General features: G+C 66.8%; 15 protein-coding genes and 1 pseudogene. 6 read left to right on the top strand and 10 right to left on the bottom strand.

The window, feature by feature from the left end:
- The first annotated feature begins 111 nt into the window (after positions 1-111).
- The 3 genes from M0765_RS23245 (at position 112) to M0765_RS23235 (ending at position 2,722) form a co-directional block, all read left to right on the top strand.
- Complete coding sequence (locus tag M0765_RS23245; protein WP_342456039.1) at positions 112-660, top strand: hypothetical protein; 549 nt, start codon at positions 112-114, stop codon at positions 658-660.
- A gap of 68 nt (positions 661-728) precedes the next feature.
- Positions 729-1,301 carry a DUF2239 family protein gene (locus tag M0765_RS23240; RefSeq protein ID WP_446751569.1) on the top strand — a complete coding sequence of 191 codons (573 nt, stop codon included), beginning with the start codon at positions 729-731 and terminating at the stop codon, positions 1,299-1,301.
- Positions 1,298-2,722: an MATE family efflux transporter gene (locus tag M0765_RS23235; protein WP_337295788.1), complete on the top strand. Its 1,425-nt coding sequence runs from the start codon at positions 1,298-1,300 to the stop codon at positions 2,720-2,722. The genes M0765_RS23240 and M0765_RS23235 overlap by 4 nt, the downstream gene beginning before the upstream one ends.
- Before the next feature lie 181 nt (positions 2,723-2,903).
- On the opposite strand, the gene M0765_RS23230 is transcribed toward M0765_RS23235, so the two are convergent.
- Together M0765_RS23230 and M0765_RS23225 are read right to left on the bottom strand one after the other, a co-directional pair.
- Positions 2,904-4,277, bottom strand: a complete 1,374-nt coding sequence (locus M0765_RS23230) for a sensor histidine kinase (RefSeq protein ID WP_258506135.1) — start codon at positions 4,275-4,277, stop codon at positions 2,904-2,906.
- Positions 4,274-4,930: a response regulator gene (locus M0765_RS23225; RefSeq protein WP_258508402.1), complete on the bottom strand. Its 657-nt coding sequence runs from the start codon at positions 4,928-4,930 to the stop codon at positions 4,274-4,276. Before M0765_RS23225 ends, M0765_RS23230 begins: the two co-directional genes overlap by 4 nt.
- A 108-nt stretch (positions 4,931-5,038) precedes the next feature.
- Between M0765_RS23225 and M0765_RS23220 the strand changes: the two genes are divergently transcribed.
- A complete protein-coding gene (locus M0765_RS23220; protein WP_258506134.1) occupies positions 5,039-7,105 on the top strand; it encodes a S9 family peptidase in 2,067 nt (688 codons plus the stop codon).
- Between the two features lie 32 nt (positions 7,106-7,137).
- On the opposite strand, the gene M0765_RS23215 is transcribed toward M0765_RS23220, so the two are convergent.
- The 7 genes from M0765_RS23215 to M0765_RS23185 all read right to left on the bottom strand — a co-directional run bounded on the left by M0765_RS23215 (position 7,138) and on the right by M0765_RS23185 (position 15,073).
- Positions 7,138-8,739 carry an MFS transporter gene (locus M0765_RS23215; protein ID WP_258506133.1) on the bottom strand — a complete coding sequence of 534 codons (1,602 nt, stop codon included), beginning with the start codon at positions 8,737-8,739 and terminating at the stop codon, positions 7,138-7,140.
- Between the two features lie 24 nt (positions 8,740-8,763).
- A complete protein-coding gene (locus M0765_RS23210) occupies positions 8,764-9,399 on the bottom strand; it encodes a PqiC family protein (RefSeq protein WP_258506132.1) in 636 nt (211 codons plus the stop codon).
- The gene (locus M0765_RS23205) at positions 9,396-11,039 is read right to left on the bottom strand and encodes a PqiB family protein (RefSeq protein ID WP_258506131.1); all 1,644 of its coding nucleotides are present in this window, start codon (positions 11,037-11,039) and stop codon (positions 9,396-9,398) included. Before M0765_RS23205 ends, M0765_RS23210 begins: the two co-directional genes overlap by 4 nt.
- Complete coding sequence (locus tag M0765_RS23200) at positions 11,036-11,746, bottom strand: paraquat-inducible protein A (protein WP_258508400.1); 711 nt, start codon at positions 11,744-11,746, stop codon at positions 11,036-11,038. The genes M0765_RS23205 and M0765_RS23200 overlap by 4 nt, the downstream gene beginning before the upstream one ends.
- A complete protein-coding gene (locus tag M0765_RS23195) occupies positions 11,746-12,378 on the bottom strand; it encodes a paraquat-inducible protein A (protein WP_258506128.1) in 633 nt (210 codons plus the stop codon). The genes M0765_RS23200 and M0765_RS23195 overlap by 1 nt, the downstream gene beginning before the upstream one ends.
- Positions 12,379-12,398: 20 nt before the next feature.
- Positions 12,399-13,754, bottom strand: a complete 1,356-nt coding sequence (locus M0765_RS23190) for an MFS transporter (protein ID WP_258508398.1) — start codon at positions 13,752-13,754, stop codon at positions 12,399-12,401.
- A 95-nt stretch (positions 13,755-13,849) separates the two neighbouring features.
- Positions 13,850-15,073, bottom strand: a complete 1,224-nt coding sequence (locus M0765_RS23185) for a multidrug effflux MFS transporter (RefSeq protein ID WP_258506127.1) — start codon at positions 15,071-15,073, stop codon at positions 13,850-13,852.
- Positions 15,074-15,287: 214 nt separating this feature from the next.
- On the opposite strand from M0765_RS23185, the pseudogene M0765_RS23180 reads away from it, so the two are divergent.
- Both M0765_RS23180 and M0765_RS23175 read left to right on the top strand, forming a co-directional pair.
- Positions 15,288-17,164: pseudogene (locus M0765_RS23180) on the top strand (M48 family metallopeptidase).
- On the top strand, positions 17,161-17,571 hold the full coding sequence (locus M0765_RS23175) for a hypothetical protein (RefSeq protein ID WP_258506126.1): 411 nt from the start codon (positions 17,161-17,163) through the stop codon (positions 17,569-17,571). The pseudogene M0765_RS23180 and the gene M0765_RS23175 overlap by 4 nt, the downstream one beginning before the upstream one ends.
- Before the next feature lie 21 nt (positions 17,572-17,592).
- Here M0765_RS23175 and M0765_RS23170 read toward each other — a convergent pair whose 3' ends face one another.
- Positions 17,593-18,168, bottom strand: coding sequence for a methylated-DNA--[protein]-cysteine S-methyltransferase (locus M0765_RS23170; RefSeq protein WP_258506125.1), 576 nt, complete (start codon positions 18,166-18,168; stop codon positions 17,593-17,595).
- Positions 18,169-18,179 lie beyond the last annotated feature (11 nt).

Here is an 18,179-nt window from a genome sequence, read left to right as displayed (position 1 = left end):
ACGCACGGTCGGCTTGGCCGGCGGTGCTTGGCGAATAAAGCGCTGGAGTTTGCCATAGGGCGGAAGGCGGCCATTCGGGGGGTACCGGCGGCAGACCGCACAATCGCCGCAGTGCAAATCCCTCCCCCGTCCTCTCCCCCGCCGGCCGGCCCTCGTCCCGCCTCCGTACCCCGAAAACTCCTGCGCACGCTGATGGCCGTGCTGCTGGTGCCGGTGCTGCTTTTCGAGGAATGGGGTTGGGTGCCGTTGGCCGCCTTGGCCGCCCGGCTGGCGCGCCTGCCGCTCTGGGCTCGCGCGGAAAACTGGCTGCGCAACCTGCCTCCATGGGGCGCGCTGCTGGCTTTCTTTCTGCCGGTGCTGCTGCTGTTGCCGGTCAAGGTGCTGGCGCTCTACCTGTTCGGCCACGGCCACTCGGCAACCGCCGTCAGCTTGCTGGTCGTCGCAAAGCTGGTGGGCACCGCCATCGTGGCGCGCATCTTCCAGTTGGTCGAAGCGGCGCTCATGCGCATTCCGCTGTTCGCCCGCTGGTATCCGCGCTGGAAAGCGTGGAAAGACCACGTACTGACGCTCGTCCGCGAGAGCCGCCCTTGGCGCGTGGTGCGCGCCTTCAACTGGCGCGCACATCGCTTCTGGCGCCGGGTGCGCGGCGAAGCGCCTTGATATTTTTATCCGGGTTATATTGCATTTGATGGTTTTACCCGGATAAAATAAATTCCATGAACACCTCCATGCCAGCCTCAACAACTCCAACAGCCTTGGCCAGCACCACCATGACCGCCTTTTCCGGTTTCCGGCGCATTGCAAGCGGCACCAGAAGCGAAGTGCTCGCGCAACTGCGCCAACTTCCCGATGCCGCCTCGGTACTGCTTTTCGACGATTCGACCGGTGCACAGCTCGATCTCGACCTGCGCGAAGAAGCACCCGCCGAACCCGAAGCCACGGGCGAAGCGCCCCGCACCGTCGGGCGGCCCAAGCTGGGCGTGGTGGCACGTGAAGTCACCCTGCTGCCGCGCCACTGGGAGTGGCTCGGCCGCCAGCCGGGCGGCGCCTCGGTCGCGTTGCGTCGCCTCGTCGACGACGCACGTCGCGTGCACGCCGACCGCGACACCGAGCGTGCGGCAAGAGAAGCCACCTATCGCTTCATGACCGCCATTGCGGGCGACCTGCCCGGCTTCGAGGAAGCGACGCGCGCATTGTTTGCAGGTGAACGCGAGCGCTTCGACGAGCTTGTCGCGCCGTGGCCCGAAGACATCAGGGCGCACCTGCAGAAGCTTTCCGCTGCGGGATGGAGCGCCGCATGAGCACCACGCCAACCGCCACCACCGAAGCCCCGGCAGACAAGACCGGCCTGCGCGGCACGCCCGTGGCCGCCGCCGGAGCACCGCGCGCATTGTGGAAGACCTTCCTGTTCTTCCTGGCGCCGATGCTGCTCAGCAACATCCTGCAGTCGCTGTCCGGCACCATCAACAACATCTACATCGGCCAGATGATCGGCGTCAGCGCTCTGGCGGCGGTGTCGAGCTTCTTTCCGGTGATGTTCTTCTTCATCGCGTTCGTCATCGGCCTGGGAGCCGGGGCCTCGGTACTCATCGGTCAGGCCTGGGGCGCGCGCGACGTTGCCAAGGCCAAGGCCGTGGCGGGCACCACGCTGGCGGTCGGCATCCTGCTGGGACTCGCCGTGGCGGTGTTCGGCGGCGCCTTCACCACGCCGCTGCTGGCATTGCTCGGCACGCCGCCCGACGTGCTGGCCGACTCCACCAGCTATGCCCGCATCATGCTGATCGCCATGCCGGGGCTGTTCGTCTTTCTGCTGTCCACCGCCATGCTGCGCGGTGTGGGCGACACGGTCACGCCGCTGCTCACGCTGATCATTTCCACGGTTGTCGGTCTCATCGTCACGCCGGCGCTCATTCGCGGCTGGGGCGGCTTGCCGCAGCTCGGCGTCGCTAGCGGCGCCTGGGCCACGGTGGTCGCCTTCGTGGTCGCCACGCTGTGGATGGCGTGGCGCCTGCGCAGCCGCGGCAGTCCGCTGGCACCCGATGCAGAGCTGATTCGCCATTTGCGCATCGACCCCAAGCTGCTGAAGGCCGTGCTCAAGGTCGGCGTGCCCACGGGCGTGCAGATGATCGTGGTGGCGCTGGCTGAAATTGCCCTGCTCTCGCTGGTGAACGGCTACGGCTCCAGCGCTACCGCGGCGTACGGCGCGGTGAACCAGGTGGTGGCGTATGTGCAGTTTCCGGCCATCTCCATCGCCATCACCGCCTCGATCCTCGGCGCCCAGGCCATCGGCGCAGGCCGCGCAGACCGGCTCGGCGCCATCGCCAAGACCGCGCTGCTGATGAACCTGGCGCTCACGGGCGGACTGGTGCTGCTGGGCTACCTGTTCTCACGCCACCTCATGGGCTTTTTCATCACCAGCGCGCCGGTGATCGAAATTGCGCAGACGCTGCTGCACATCATGCTGTGGAGCCTGGTGATCTTCGGCATGGCCGCAGCCATCTCGGGGATCATGCGCGCCAGCGGCTCGGTGCTGGTGCCCACGGCCATCTCGATCCTCTGCCTGATCGGCATCGAGGTGCCGGTGGCCTGGTTCATGAGCCACCGCATCGGACTCAACGGCATCTGGTATGCCTACCCCGTGACTTTCGGGGCGATGCTGCTTCTGCAAACGGCCTACTACCGGCTGGTGTGGCGCAAGAAGGCGATCCGGCGGCTGGTGTAGGGCCAGCTCTTGCTCACTCGCCGTCGAAGGCTTTCTGCGCGGCGGCGAGGTCGAGCTTGATCATCCTCATCATCGCCCGCATTGCGCGGGCGGCCTTGGCCGCATCCTTGTCCTGGAACATCCGGATCTGGCTCGCATTGTGAGCCTATAGGTCCGGTATCAATTTGGCGCGGGGTGCTTGTCAACCCTCCGAGGCCGCCGGGAGCACGACGCGGAAGCCCACGCCCTTTTTCAAAAGGCCTTCGGTCACCTCCACCCTCCCCTCCATGCGGCCAACAGCCTGCCTGACGATGGCAAGTCCCAGGCCGGAACCGCTCGCTTCGTGCCCCGCTCCGCGATAGAAGCGCTCGAACACCTGTTGATGCTCTGCCATCGGAATACCGGGGCCATCGTCCGCTACCGTGAGCACCAGGCCTGCTGCGTCGTCGTCGCGCAGCGTCACGGTCACGTGTGCACCGTTTTGCACATACTGAATCGCGTTGTTGAGCAGGTTCTCCAATATCGACTGGAACGCCGGCACGTCGATAGTCGCGTCCAGGCTGTCCGGCGCATCGAATGTCAGGTCGATGCCCCGAGCCATCGCTCGCGGCGCTGCCTGCGCGAGGATCTCGCGCGACAGCTGCGCAACGTCGATGTGCTTCGGCACCGCGGGCTGGGCATCGTCCAGCAACGCAAGATCGAGTAGCTGCTGCGTCAGATGCGAAGCCCGCGCGATCGCCTGCTCGAGATGGGCCTGCGCGCGGCCCCTGCTCTCGCTGCTGGTTGCGCCCGCCAGTGCGTGCGCTTGCGCGGCAATGACTGCCATCGGTGTTCGCAGTTCGTGCGCGGCGTCGTGCACGAACGCGCGCTCGCGCTCTACCTTGTCGCGCAGCTGCTGCAGCATGCGCTCGAGCGCGGATGTCAGAGGCTTGAGTTCCGCATAGGGCGGAGCGAGGCCGAGCGGCGAAAGGTCGGATGCCTTCCGATGCCCGATTCCGTCGGCCAGGCGCCGCAACGGCCGCAAGCCATGCTTCACCGCCAACCAGACCGGCAGCAGCACGACGGGAAAGGCGAGCAGCAGGTACGGCAGCACGCTGCGCGTGTTGTTGGGCAGCACTTTGGCGAACGTGCGCTCGGGCTCTGCAATGCGCAGCGACCAGCGCGGCGTTTCGTCCTGGTACACCCAATACGGCTCGCCATCGATATGCTGCGTTGCCACCTTTCGCAACGGGCCGGCCAGGATCTCGCTGCGCAGTTCCGGCGACGAATGAATCAGCTTGCCCTCGCGGTTCGACAGCTGGAACCGGAGCGTCCCCGCCGGGTTGCCGCTGATCCGCATCGTCTTGTAGATCGTTTCGGCCGAGGCGACCACGTCGCGCACGCGTGCTTCGTCGTCGAGTTGCGAGATCGCTTGCGTCAACGACCTGCCAAGCCTGCTCAACGCCTGATCGACGGTCAGCGACTGCCGGAAGTTGATGTACATGTACGCCTGCAATACCAGCAGCACGAAGACAAAGGCCAGCAGCACCGCAAGAAACACACGCTGCACGAGCGAGGGGCGCCAGAGCTTGCTCATGATGCGAGCATGTAGCCCACGCCGCGAACGGTGTGCACCATAGCGGCCCCTATCTTGCGCCGCAGGTTGGACACGTGCACCTCTACGGCCGCGAAATCCACTGGCTCGCCCAGAGGCTCCAGCTTTTGCGCGAGCACGCCCTTGGCAATCACTGCGCCTGGCTCGCGCGCCAGTTCGAGCAGCAGCCGGAATTCGCGCGGCGACAGATCCAGCGGTTCGCCGTTCAAAGAGGCCAGATGCCGGCGCGGTTCGATGGCCAGTGGGCCAAGGGTCCACACCTCGCTGGCCTGCCGCGCCGAGCGGCGCAGCACGGCGCGGATGCGTGAGATCAGTTCGGCTGTGGCAAAGGGCTTGATCACGAAGTCGTCAGCGCCTCCGTCGAGCCCGGCCAGCCGATCTTCCACAGCTGAACGCGCGGTGATCACGATGACCGGTAGGCTGCTGCCCTCGCGCCGCCAGCGCGCGAGCAGCTCAAGGCCGTTGCCGTCAGGCAGCGAAAGGTCGAGCAGCACGCAGTCGAAGGTGCTCCCCTCCAGCTGGCGCGGCGCATCCGCCGCCCGCCGGCGCCATTCGCTGCTCAGGCCGTCGACCCTGAGCGCGGCCTGCAGGGCGCGGCCAAGGTCGAGGTCGTCTTCAATCAGCAGGATATGCACCCGGCCATTGTGCGCGACCGAACCTTTGGCAAAGCCAAAGGTTGCCGCCCGCAGAATCCAGCCGCGGACAAAGCCGCACGCCAGAACATTCACAAGGGACTAAAAAGCATGAGAAACATCAGGACCCCGGGCAGTTGGTACGCCGCTCTTGCGGCCATGTGCGGCGCCGCGGCGCTGCTTGCCGGCTGCGCCACCGGCCCCACGCATCCTGCACTGGTGTCGGCGCGGCAGGACAACACGCTCCCGCCTCTCGTGCCGATGCGGCGCTTCGTGGCGAACATCGATGCGGTCAATGGCCACATCCTTTCGCCCGATGGTCAACAGCTTGCATGGGTGCAGGCGGTGGGCACCGACGTGGGACTCGGCGTGCGCAAGACGTCCGATGCAGCAGAGGTCAAAAGCGCCAGCACCCGCACCTTTGCGACCGGCACCCTCGCGCGGCCCTTCGTGTCGGGGCCAACCTACATGTGGCTGCCCGATAGCCGCCACCTGTCCTACCTCAAGGACTTCACGGGCGACGAGAACACGCAGATCTTCGTGCTCGACACCGAGGCGCCGGGCGCCAAGCCCTGGGCCGTCACGCCCTGGCCGGGCGTGCGCTCGGCCATGCTGGGATGGGGCGCGCCGGGCAGCGCCACCTTCCTGTTTGCGAACAATCAGCGGGACCGCTCCAGCATGGATCTTTTCGAAGGCGATGCCCGCACGCGCACCGTGCGCGAAATTGCGCGCAGCGAGCCCGACAGCCGCGTGCTGGCCTGGTTCATCGACACCCGGCGCGAACTCGCGGGCCGCATGCGGCAGCTCGGAAGCGCGGACGGCTCCGACCGGCTTCTGGAACTGCGCCAGCCCGACGGCAACTGGCGCGCCTTCAGAACGGTGAAGGCGTTCGACTCCTTCTGGCCGCAGCGCATCGATGTCGGCGCGGGGCGGCTCTGGGCATTGACGAATGTGGGACGCGACAAGCTTGCGCTGGTCGAAGTCGATCTCGCCGTCGGCACGGAGAAGCTGCTCGCGGACGATGCCGAAGTCGACCTCGATTACGGCGTGTTCCCACCGCAGCAGGGAGCGCCGCTGGCCTATGTTTCCGAACCCGGCCGCCCCCGCATCTCCTACCTCGACACTGCACTGGCCAGCGAAGTGACCGGCGCCGTGAAGACGGCCCGGGAGCGCGGCTGGCTGGAGGCCGAACCCGTCATCACGCGGCCCGCGAGCATGGCCAACGATGTGCGCCGCATGGTGCTGCGCTCGACCACCGAGAACGAAAGTGTCGAACTGCTGCTGGACCGCGCGAGCGGTCAGCTCACACGGCTCACACCGCCGCGCGAGCCGACGGCCGAGCTCTTCTCGCCCATGGAGCCCTTCTCCTTCAAGGCGTCGGATGGTCTCGTGGTGCATGGCTATCTCGTGCGGCCGCTCGGGGTAAAGGGGCCCGCGCCACTGGTGGTCAACATTCACGGCGGCCCCTGGGTCCGCGACTCATGGCAGTCGGCGAGCTTTACCCCCGCGCAGATGCTTGCGAACCGGGGCTACGCCGTTCTCAACGTGAACTACCGCGGCTCCGGCGGCTACGGGCGAGCCTTCATGATGGCGGGCGCGCGCGAAACCAGCGGCCGGCTTCAGCGCGACATTGCGGAGGCTGTGCAATGGGCCATCGACCAAGGCGTGGCCGACCCCAAGCGCATGGCCGTGCTCGGCGGCAGCTTCGGCGGATTCTCGGTACTCACCCAACTGATCCAGAAGCCGCACGACTACCGCTGCGGCGTCGACCTGGTGGGCGTTGCCAACTGGCCCCGCGTGATCGAGAACTGGCCGCCCTTCTGGCGCAACCGCCACTACTTTGCGGCCTTCTTCGGCGACGTGAACAAGCCGGAGGAACGCGCCCGCATGCTGCAGTACTCGCCCATCTCGCAGATCGACCGCATCACAGCGCCGCTGCTTGTGATTCACGGCGCCAACGACGTGCGCGTGCTGCGGCAGGATTCGGACGATGTGGTGGCCACGCTCCAGAAGCTCGGCCGGCCGGTCGAGTACATGAGCTTTCCGGACGAGGGCCACAGCGTGCGCAAGTGGCGCAACCGGCTGGCGCAATGGCGAAAGATCGAAGACACCCTGGCGGTGTGCCTTGGCGGGCGCAGCAACGGGTTCGACTTCTACGAACTGATGCCCCGGCAATAGTCATCACAGTGCCGGGCGCAGCGCGGCTTTTTTCAGCCGCCGCGGCCGTGATCTTTCGCAGCCCCACCGCCAATCATCAACCAGGCGCTCAAGGCGCTGAGCACCGCCAGCCCGGCGCTCAGCAGCATCACCCACCGAAAACCGGCCACGAAGGATTCGGCGACGGCGCGCTTCAAGGCTGCGGCGGTGTCCGCATCGACACCCGGCGGCAGCGCGGCGCCGGCCAGCTTGTCGCGCTCGCCTTCCAGAAATGCCGACATCTCCGCCGAGGCCCCCATGCTGCGCAGGCTCTCGGCCAGCGCACTGTCGAAGGCCCAGGCCATGATCAGGCCGAACACCGCAATGGCCAGCACCGCGGCCGCGCGCGACACGGCGTTGTTGACGCCTGAAGCCACGCCGGCTTGCTCGGGACCGACCGCGTTCATCACCGTGGTGGTGAGCGGTGCCACGGTCACGGTCATGCCGAACCCCAGCACCACCACGGCGGGAAGAAACCCGCTCCAGTAGCTCGCGCCGACACCGGGCACGGCGAACAACGCAAAGCCGACGGCGGCAATCGCGGGGCCGATGACCAGCGGCAGCCGCGGGCCGAAGCGGTCCACCAGTTGGCCTGCCCAGCCCGAAAGCGCGAACATGATGAAGATGAACGGCAGCAGCGCCGCGCCCGCCACCGTGGCCGAGTAGCCCTGCACCTGAATCAGGTTGAGCGGAAAGAAATACAGGCCGCCGCCCAGCGCGGCATACAGCAGCAAGGTCAGCAGGTTGGCGCCGCTGAAGTTGCCGATGCGCAGCAGTGCCAGCGGCAGCATGGGTGTTTGCGCCTTGCGCTCCACGGCAATGAAGCCCACGCAGGCCGCGATGCCAATGGCCATGGCAGCCACCACGGCGGGCGAATTCCAGTGCTGCGTGGGGGCCTCGATGAACGCGTAGACGATGCCGCCGAGCCCGGCGGTTGCCAGCAGCGCACCCAAAAAGTCGAGCCCGCCGCTGGCCGACGAACCGCGGCTTTCAGGCACATGCCGCCACACGATCCACAGCACCAACAGCGCCATCGGCACGTTGATGAGGAAGGCCCAGGCCCACGAGAAATGGTCGACCAGAAAGCCGCCGAGCACCGGGCCCGCGGCCGCGGTAATGCCGCTGAAGCCCGACCAGACGCCGATGGCCTTGCCGCGCTCTTTTTCAGGGAATGCAGCGCTGATGAGCGCCAGGCTGCCGGGCACCAGCAAGGCCCCGCCAATGCCCTGCACCGCGCGCGCGGCAATCAGCTGCTGCACGTTGGCCGCCAGTCCGCAAGCCACCGATGCCACAGCGAAGATGCCGACGCCGACCGCGAAGATGCGGCGCCGCCCGAAATGGTCGCCGAGCGCGCCGCCCACCAGCAGCAGCGCGGCCAGCAGCAAGGCATACGACTCGACCACCCACTGCGCCTGGAATGCGGTCGCCCGCAGGTCCGCCTGGATGGCCGGCAGCGCCACGTTGACGACCGTGCCGTCGATGAAGGCCATGCTGGAGCCGATGATCGCGGCGGCCAGCACCCAGGGCTTGGAGGCATCGGGACAGGTGGTCTCTTGTGCCTTGGCGCCATGCAGGATCAGCGCGTTGTCGCAGGGTGCCTTGCCGATCTGTGCCATGGCGTTCGCTCCTGGCTAAGGTAGTCAGGCCGGGCAGGCCGTCGCTGCCGGGTTCGCGCGCGCCGCGCTCACGCTGCGTGCAATGGCCGCCGCGGCTGCCGCCGTGATGCGCTGCGCGCCCTGCGCCACCGCGTCGATGCCGCTTGCGACGCCCTCGCCCACGTTCAGCTGGCAGACCATGGTGCGGGTCTCGTCGGTGCGCCGCAGCGTCCAGCTGAAGCCTGCATCCACGCGGCCGCCATCGACCGCGTCGAACTGGCGCACCTGCACCGCAATGCGCCACACCGGCTGCGATGTTTGCCGGCCGCCTTTGGTGACGTCGAGTGCGCCAAGCCTGGCCGCGATGCCGCTGGCCAGCGCGTCCTGCAGTTCGCTTTCGAACGACGCGGCCCAGCGGTGCTGCTCGAGCACATCGACCTGCACGCTGCCGTTGGAGCGCCCCACCACCATCTGCGGCCTTGCAAGCCGCTCAGGCACCGCAACCGGCGCCAACTCGATATAGATCGGCGCGGCGGTGCCGATGGTCGAAGGCGCGGCCTCGGCCGCCGGCACCGTGCTGGCCAGCGTGTAGTAGTTGTCGGGCTTGCTCGCGCAGCCCGCAAGGACGATCAGCGCGGCCGCAGCGGCACCAAGAAGGAGCGGTTTCGAATTTTTCTTCATTTCTTGTCGTCCGGTTTGCCGCGCAGCAGCGACTCGGGGTGCCGCTCGAGGTAGTCGGTCAGCACGCGCACCGAACCGGCGGCGCGGGTCAGCTCGCGCAGCGTCTGGCGCATGTCCTGCTGCAGCGGCGAATCGTCGGCCAGCGTGCGCTCGGCGTTGTTGACGGTCTTGCGCACGTCCTTCATGGCGGCGGCAAGCTCTGGCGTCACATCGTTGTTGATGCGCGTCACGGCCTGCTCGGTGCTGGTGAGCGTCTTGTTCAGCGTGGTGAGCGTGGTGCGCAGGTCGGCGGCAATCTGCTCGTACGGCACCTTGTTGAGCTTGCTCGCAATTTCCTGCACCTGCGACTGGATCTCGTCGAGGCTGTTGGCCATGGTGGGCAGCTCGATCGGGTTCTTCGTCACGTCGATCTTTGCCGGCGGCGCCTTCGGGAAAAAGTCGAGCGCCACGTACACCTGCCCTGTCAGCAGATTGCCGTTGCGCAGCTGTGCACGCAGGCCCTTTTCGGCCAGGAAGCGCAGGCGCTCCTGCTGCGTGGCGCGCGATTCCACGCCGCTTTCGCCGGCACGGCGGCGCAGGCGGTCCGGGTAGACCTGCACCAGCACCGGCATGCGGAACTCCCGCTCGGCGCGATCGAACTCCACGCCAATGGACTTGACCTCGCCGATCACCACGCCGCGGAAGTCGACCGGTGCGCCCGGCGTGAGGCCGCGCAGCGACTGGTTGAAGTACATCAGCAGCGTCTGCGGCGGACCGTCGGGCTCCTTCATGGCCGTGGTTTCGTCTTCGGCGAGCGTGAAGGCCGTGTTCTCCTTGGCCAGCGGGCCCATGGCGTCGTCCGGCGCCTTGAAGGCAATGCCGCCCAGCAAGATGGTGGCGAGCGACTGCGTGCGCAGGGTAAAGCCGCTCGCGCTCAGCTGCGCATCGATGCCGCTTGCCTGCCAGAAGCGCGTGTTCACGCCTACGAACTTGTCGTAAGGCGCATTGACGAAGATGCGCAGCGTCACGCCGCGGCCATCGCCATCGAGTTCATAGGCGGCCACCTGGCCCACCTTGATGCGCCGGAAGTACACCGGCGAGCCCACGTCGAGAGAACCGATGTCCGTCGCGCGCAGCAAGAACTGCTGGCCCGATGCATCGCGCGTGACGATGGGCGGCACTTCGAGGCCCTTGAACTCGCTCGCGGTTTCGGTCGACACGCCCGCATCGGCGCCGATGTATGCGCCCGAGAGCAAGGTGCTCAGGCCTGAAATGCCGGAGGTGTCGAGCCGCGGCCGCACCACCCAGAAGCGCGAGTCTTCGGCGGTGAAGCTCTTGGCCTCGTTGTTCAGCTGCACGATCACCCGCACGTGCGAGCGGTCGCGCGCAAGCCGCAGGCTTTGCACGGTGCCGATCTGCACGTCCTTGTACTTGACGGCGGTCTTGCCCGCTTCCAGCCCTTCGGCGGTGTTGAAGGTAAGCACGATCTCGGGCCCGCGCTCCATCAGTATCTTGGCGATCAGCATCACGCCGACCAGCGCGGCCACGATGGGAATCAGCCAGATCAGCGAAGGCAGCCACTGGCGCCGGCGCACCACGCGGGGCGGCGGCAACCCCGGCGGGGCCTGGTTGTCGTTCGGTTTGACGTCTTCTTCACTCATGCTGGCTTTTCTTCCCTGTTGTCACTTGCCGGTTCATTTCGCTGCCGTTCGGCTTGCTGTTGCTCTTTGCTGTCCCATGTGAGCCTGGGGTCGAAGCTCAGCGAGGCGAGCATGGTCAGCACCACCACCGAGCCGAAGGCCGCAATGCCCACGCCCGCATTGATGACCGCAAAGCCCTGGATCTGCACCAGCCCGGTGAGCAGCGACACCACGAACACGTCGAGCATCGACCAGCGGCCGATGATCTCGACGATGTGATAGAGCTTGGCCCGCTCGGGCCTGCGCCAATCGCTCGCGCGCTGCCCCAGCAAGGCGAGCAAGATCAATACCGTGAGCTTGAAAAGCGGCACCAAAAAGCTTGCGATGAAGATGATCGCCGCGAGCCCGTAGGCACCCGACACCCAGAAATAGATCACGCCGCTCAGGATGGTGTCGTACTGCGCGCCGAACAGCGTGCGCGTGATCATCACCGGCAGCAGGTTGGCCGGTATGTACATGATGCAGGCCGCAATCAGGAAGGCCCAGGTGCGGCTCAGGCTGTAGGGCTTGCGCGTGTACAGGCGGGTGCCGCAACGGCCGCAGGGCTCCCCCTCGGCGGCGTCGCGCCAGACGGCATCGCAATGCGGGCAGGCCACAAGGCCGAGCGAGGCGGCCGTGGCCACCGGGGTTTCGTCGCCGTTGTCATGCGCATGGAGAAAAGGGCCGATCACGCCGCGCCCTCCTTCGGCTCGCCGGGCGGGCGAAAGGTCATTTCCCAGAAGGCATTGGGATTGAACGAAAGCACCGCCGTGAGCATGACGGTGAGCGCAATGAAGGCCCAGAGCGCCGGCCCGGCCACCACGGTGGCCATGCTCGACAGCTTGACGATGGCCACCAGCACGCCCAGCAAAAACACCTCGACCATGCCCCAGGGCCGCAGCATCTGCATGGCGCGCACCAGAACGGCAAAGCCGGCCGGCCGGTGCTCGCGCTGCAGCGGGACCAGCAAATAAGCCAGTATGCAAAGCTGCAACAGCGGAAAAAGCAGCGTCGTCGCCAGCACCAGCAGCGCCACCAGCGACATGCCCTCGGTGCTCAGCACCAGCACGGCGCCGGCCAGCGTGGTCTGGCTGCGCAGGCCCTGCAGTTCGATCTCGACAATCGGAAACAGGTTGGCAATGGCAAACATGATGAGCGACGCCACCGTCAGCGGCAGGATGCGGCGCTGCTGGTCGCCGGCGTGGCGATAAAGCTCGGTGCCGCAGCGGGCGCAGCGCGAAACCTCGCGCGGCTTCAGGGGCGTGCGGCTGAAGACCGCATCGCAGCCCGGGCAAACCACGGTTTCAGGTACTTCCGTCATGGGGCCGTACCCTACCCTATTCAGCCATGGTGCCCTGTCGTCTTGAGCCGCAGGCTGCTGAAAATTGCCGCAACGCCGGCGCAACAGGCCGCCAGCACCAGTGCCACCACCGGCCCGTGGCCGCCGTGCGGGCTCCATACGCTGAACACGCCCGCCAGCACCACCGCCCCCAGCGTCTGGCCCGTGAGCCGCGCCGTGCCCAGCATGCCGCTGGCCGCGCCGCTGCGGTGCGCCGGCGGCGAGGTCACGATGGTGTGGTTGTTCGGCGACTGGAACAGGCCGAACCCCAGGCCGCACAGCGCCATGCGCCAGGCGATGTCGGCATTGCCCGGGTGGGCCGGCAGCGCGGCCAGCAACGCCAGCCCGATGGCGAGCAGGCCCAGCCCGATGCCGCCGAGCAACCCGTCCGGGTAGCGCCCGATCAACCGGCCCGCCAGCGGTGCCATGGCGACGATGGCCAGTGGCCAGGCGGTAATGAGCAACCCGGCTTCGATATGGCTGCGGCCGTACACGTCCAGCAGCAGGAAAGGCAGCGCAATATAGGCCAGCATCTGCGCGCAGAAAGCAGCCACCGAGGTGCCCATGGACAGCGCGAACACCGGGATGCGCAGCAGGTCGATGGGGAAAAGCGGCACCGCCAGCGTTCGCTGCCGCCGCAGGTAGAAGAAGCCCACCGCCACGCCGGCCAGCAGGATGAGCCAGGCGGAGGCATGCGAACCGCCGGCCGCCGCGCCGCCCTCTCGCACCCCCAGGCGGTCGACGCCCAGGAACACCAGCGAGAACATCAGCACGTTCAGCGCCACGTCGATGGGCGAGAAGCGCAGGCCCGCTGCCGGCGCCACGCGGTTGAACGGCAGCGCCTTCATGCCCAGCGCGAACACGAGCAATCCGAGCGGCACATTGATGGCAAAGAGCCATGGCCACGAAGCCACAGACAGGATGGCCGCTGCCACCGAAGGCCCCGCCACCGAAGACGTGGCCACCACCATCGAGTTGATGGCCATGCCCCGCCCCAGCAGCGCCGAAGGAAAGGTCAGCCGCACCAGCGCCGCATTCACGCTCATGATGCCCGCCGCCCCCAGGCCCTGGAAGGTGCGGGCGACAATCAAGGTACCGAGCGAATTGGCGAAAGTGGCACCGATGGATGCCACCGTGAACACCGCCATGCCGACCAGGTAGACGCGCCGGTAGCCCACCAGGTCACCCAGCGACGCCAGCGGCAGGAGCATGACCAGCGTGGCGATCTGGTAGGCGTTGACCACCCATATCGCATGCGAGGGGCTGGCCTGGAGCTCGCGCGCGATGCCTGGCAGCGCAAGGTTGACGATGGTGCCGTCGAGCACCGCCACCATGATGCCGAGGATGATGACCAGCATCGCGCGGCGGCGCGCGGGTTGCTCGAGCCCGTCGACTTGCTGCGTGGCCTGGCTGGTCTTGGGCACCGCGGCCTCGGTGCCTGCACGCGTGGTGTTCAAGCCTCTTGCGCTCCTTGTGCGCCGCGGGTGGGTTGCGAGGGCACGCGCCCCAGCGTGAGCCAGGTCAGCACCAACGCAATCAGCGCGCCGCCGGCCATGCCGGTCACCATCGGCAGCGGACGCCCGTCGGTAAACAGGCCCACTACCGCCATGGCCAGCGCCCCGGTCAGCATCTGCAGCGTGCCGAGCAGCGCCGAAGCCGTGCCGGCAATGGCGCCGTGCATCTCCAGCGCCAGCACGCCGGTGGTCGGGATCACCAGGCCCATGAAGCCCGAGGCGATGAAGTAGAGAACGATCAGCACCCAGAGGCTGTCGCCGCCCGTCGCGAAGTAAGTGAACATGGCGACCATGGCCGCGCACGAGGCCACCACGCCGAACTTGACCAGGCCCACCAGCCCGAAGCGCTCGCCGAGCGAACCCGTGAGCTGCGAGGCACCGATGAAGGCCGCCGCGTTCACGCCGAAGGCCACGCTGTACATTGCGGGCGACAGGCCGTAGTGGTCGATCATCACGAACGACGAATTCGCCAGGTAGGTAAAAAAGCCCGCCATCGCAAAGCTGCCGATGAACACCAGCCCAAGGTAGTGCCAGTCGCGCAGCAGCAGCCAGTAGGCCGACAAGGCGCTGCCGAGGCTGCTTTCCACGCGCTGCGACGGAGGCCGCGTTTCCTGCAACTGCGTAACCATCATCGCCAGGCCCGCCGCCGCGGCAATGGTCACCGCCCAGAACACGCCGCGCCAGCCCGTGAGCGCAATCACGGCGCTGCCCGCCAGCGGCGCGAGGATGGGCGACACGCTGAACACCAGCATCAGCAGCGACATGAGCCGCGCCGCGTCGGTGCCGGTGTGCAGGTCGCGTACCACGGCGCGCGGAATCGCCATGCCGGCCGCCGCCCCCAGGCCTTGCACGAAGCGCAGCACGATCAGCGTATGGATGTCGGTGGCCAGTGCGCAGCCGATGCTCGCGAGCGCAAACAGCACCAGCCCGGCATAGAGCGGCGGCTTGCGCCCGACCATGTCCGAGATCGGCCCGTACAGCAGTTGGCCCGCGCCCAGCGAAAGAAAGAACGCCGTGAGGCTCATCTGCACCGCGCCAATGTCGGCGCGCAGGCTCTGCCCGATGGCCGGCAGCGCCGGCAGGTACATGTCGATGGCGAAAGGACCGATGGCGGAGAGCAGGCCCAGCAACAGGGCCATCTTGAAGAAGGGAGAAGAACGCATCGAACCGATTGTCGCCAAGCGCGGCGGTTGGTGCAGGCGTGGGGTCGGCGCCCGGCCGTTGCTAATTCTGGCGAAAGAGTACGAACTTGGTATTCAGGTGGTTCGCGCCGCCGCCCTCTTGGATATTCGCAATGACGCAATCGGCGGCTACGCTATCGGCTTCCCGGAATATTCAGAACGATTCACAACAACAGTCTCCTGGAGGGAGTTAGCCATGGCCGTCGCGCGCACGATCCATAAAGACCTTTTTCGCGTGTTCTTGCTGACCCTGGTGTCGCTCTTCGCCATTCCGGCGGCGACACTGGTTTTCACCGAATACGCGCTGCGCTCGCAAGACGCCGAGTTCTTGCAGGCGATCGAATCACGCATCGCGGCCGACACCCGCCTCTCCGCGGCGGACAAGGCACTCACCACCGAGTTCTATCGCAGCCACCCGCTGTCCAAGGCGTGCAGCGCCACCGCGCCTGAAGACAAGGACTTTCACGACCAGGTGTGCAGTCCTTATTCGATGCAATGGCAGTTCCATTGGGCCGACCGTGCAGCCATCTGGACGCTGGCGCTCGGCGCGGCGCTGCTGGCGGCCGCCTTGGTGCTGGGCGCCCTCGCCTTTGCCAACCGCGGCCTTCGCTATGCCAGCTTTGTGGCGGGCTGGCGGCTCATGACGGTGTCGAGCGCGGTCGAGGTCGTGCTGCAGAGCGCGATGCTGGTGTGGCTGTCGTTCTGGCTCACCGCGTATTTCATGGAGCGCTATTACGTCAAGCTGATTGCCATCGCCGGCATTGCAGCGGCCATTGCCGTGTTCTATGCGATCTACACGCTGTTCAAGAAGCTGCCCTTCGGCAGCGAGATCGAAGGCGAGCTGGTCGCCGAAGCCGATGCGCCCCGCCTGTGGAACCGCATCCGCGAACTGGCCACCCGCGTGAAGACCGCGCCGCCAGACCACATCGTGGCCGGCATCGACACCAACTTTTTCGTTACCGAGGCGCCCTGCGACGTTCGCGGCCGTACGCTGAATGGCCGCACGCTGTTCGTGAGCATTCCGCTGCTGCGCGTGCTCGACCAGACCGAAGCCGATGCGGTGCTCGCGCACGAGCTGGCCCACCTGGGCGGCGGCGACACCCGAAGCAGCGCCGCGCTCGGCCCCAAGCTGCAGCAGTTCGACCAGTACACATGGGAAATGCGCGGCGGCGGCCTGACCATCGTTGCTCACTTCTTGCTGCGCCTGTACCGCATGATCTTTTCGTTCGCCCTGGCGCGCGACAGCCGCGAACGCGAATTCAAGGCCGACCGGGTTTCCGCCGGTCTGACGGCGCCCAACGCCATCTTGCAGTCGCTCATCAAGATTTCGGCCTATGCGAGCTACCGCAACGACGTGGAGCGAAAGCTCTTCGAACAGAACCGCCAGCACGACGGCGCGCTTGGCATTGCCGGCTTCGTGGCCGCGGGCCTGCCGCCCTATGCCGGATCGGAGGCATTCATCGAAACCATGAAGACCGCCGACGTGCCGCACCCTTACGACAGCCACCCGCCGCTGCTGGAGCGCATGCGCAACGTCGGGCATCACGTGCCCGAGAGCGCCTATGGCGCTATCGTCGCGACCACGCCGAGCGCCTCTTGGGCCGACGAAATCGAGACGGCCGGCGACATCGAGGCGCGGCTGTGGGGCGACTATGAGCAGCGCTTCGTGCAGAACCACGAACTGAGCCTTGCCTACCGATACGAACCCGCCACGGACGAAGAGCGCGCCGTGGTGCTGCGCCACTTTCCCCGGTCGAGTTTGCGTTGAAGAACAACGAGCGCGTACAGGTGAGCTACCAGGGGTTGCACCAGAGCGTCGACGGCGGTTCGACGATCGGATGGGACGAGGTCAAGGACCTGACCTTCCAGGACAACGCCTTCGCCGACATGCTGATCGTCACCCACCACGACAAGGGCATGCTGGGTGCGCGCACCACCAAGGTGAAGGTGGGCGGCCTGGGCAAACAGAAGGACAACTTCAAGGGCGCCGTCGGCCGCTACTGGCAGCGGCACCAGATCATGCGGGCCGAGCAGGCGGCGTCGGCTCGGGCCGAAGAGGAAGCACCGGCATGAAATCCGGCAAGCTTCCCACGCTGCTCGTCGTTCTGGCCGTGGCGTACTTCCTGACCAGCCTCGGGCACTTCACCCACAACGCGGAGTTCATCTGCGAGTACCCGAACCTGCCGGCCTCGTTCACCAGCGCAAGGATCTACGCGGCCTGGGCGGCAATTACATCGGTGGGCGTGCTCGGCTTCTTCTTGCTCATTGGCAAGAAGTGGATCGCCACGGGTCTGGTCCTGGTTGCTGCATACGCCGTGCTCGGATTCGATGGCCTCGGCCACTATGCGCTCGCACCGTTCGAGTGGCATACGCGCATGGCCAACGTCACCATCCTCTCGGAGGTGGTCGCCGCGGCGCTCCTGTTGTCGGCCACGGTTTACCAGTTGGCAGTGCGCCTGCGCCAGCCGGCAAGTGTCTGAAGAAGAGTTCGGCCAGGGCTTCTAGAACAACGACGCCATGCCGTTCGGCCGCGCGCCCTCGATGTCGAGCATGCGCAGTTTCGTCAGCGCGCCGCCGCCCGCCGAAAAGCCGCCGGGCTTGTTGCCCGCGGCCAGCACGCGATGGCACGGCACCACCGGCGCGAAGGGGTTGTGGCCCATGGCCTGCCCTACCGCGCGCGAAAGGCCCTTGTCGCCCAGCTCGGCCGCGATTTCGCCGTAGGTGCGCGTCTGGCCGGGCGGAATGCGGCGCGCAATGGCGTAGATGCGCTGATGGAATTCCGACACACGGCTCATGTCGAGCTCGATGTCGCCGAGGTCGTCGGGCGCACCTTGCAGCAGGGCCTGGATGGCCGCGACCGCCTTCTGCGCGCTCTCCGGCGGCACGGCTTCGGTCAGATCCGGAAAGCGGCGCCCCATGCGCGCCCGCGTGGCAGCTTCTCCGTTTTCTTCAGGCAGTTGCACGCCGATGAGCCCGCGCGGCCCCCAGGCCAGCGCGCAGGTCCCTATGGCCGTGTCAAACAGCGCGAAGCCGGGCTCTGCCGCAACTGCTGCTGTGGTCGCTGCTTCATCGTTCATCGCCCTATTTT

Source organism: Variovorax sp. S12S4, assembly GCF_023195515.1.
Lineage (GTDB): Bacteria > Pseudomonadota > Gammaproteobacteria > Burkholderiales > Burkholderiaceae_C > Variovorax.
This window is presented reverse-complemented; position numbering and strand designations above follow the sequence as displayed.

Excerpts from the sequence above, each read along its gene's own strand:
- M0765_RS23235 (WP_337295788.1), top strand. The coding sequence starts at position 1,298 with ATGAGCACCACGCCAACCGCCACCACCGAAGCCCCGGCAGACAAGACC.
- M0765_RS23190 (WP_258508398.1), bottom strand. The coding sequence starts at position 13,754 with ATGCTGGTCATCATCCTCGGCATCATGGTGGCGGTGCTCGACGGCACC.
- M0765_RS23210 (WP_258506132.1), bottom strand. The coding sequence starts at position 9,399 with ATGAAGAAAAATTCGAAACCGCTCCTTCTTGGTGCCGCTGCGGCCGCG.
- M0765_RS23215 (WP_258506133.1), bottom strand. The coding sequence starts at position 8,739 with ATGGCACAGATCGGCAAGGCACCCTGCGACAACGCGCTGATCCTGCAT.
- M0765_RS23240 (WP_446751569.1), top strand. The coding sequence starts at position 729 with ATGCCAGCCTCAACAACTCCAACAGCCTTGGCCAGCACCACCATGACC.
- M0765_RS23185 (WP_258506127.1), bottom strand. The coding sequence starts at position 15,073 with ATGCGTTCTTCTCCCTTCTTCAAGATGGCCCTGTTGCTGGGCCTGCTC.
- M0765_RS23175 (WP_258506126.1), top strand. The coding sequence starts at position 17,161 with ATGAAATCCGGCAAGCTTCCCACGCTGCTCGTCGTTCTGGCCGTGGCG.
- M0765_RS23205 (WP_258506131.1), bottom strand. The coding sequence starts at position 11,039 with ATGAGTGAAGAAGACGTCAAACCGAACGACAACCAGGCCCCGCCGGGG.
- M0765_RS23195 (WP_258506128.1), bottom strand. The coding sequence starts at position 12,378 with ATGACGGAAGTACCTGAAACCGTGGTTTGCCCGGGCTGCGATGCGGTC.
- M0765_RS23220 (WP_258506134.1), top strand. The coding sequence starts at position 5,039 with ATGAGAAACATCAGGACCCCGGGCAGTTGGTACGCCGCTCTTGCGGCC.
- M0765_RS23170 (WP_258506125.1), bottom strand. The coding sequence starts at position 18,168 with ATGAACGATGAAGCAGCGACCACAGCAGCAGTTGCGGCAGAGCCCGGC.
- M0765_RS23230 (WP_258506135.1), bottom strand. The coding sequence starts at position 4,277 with ATGAGCAAGCTCTGGCGCCCCTCGCTCGTGCAGCGTGTGTTTCTTGCG.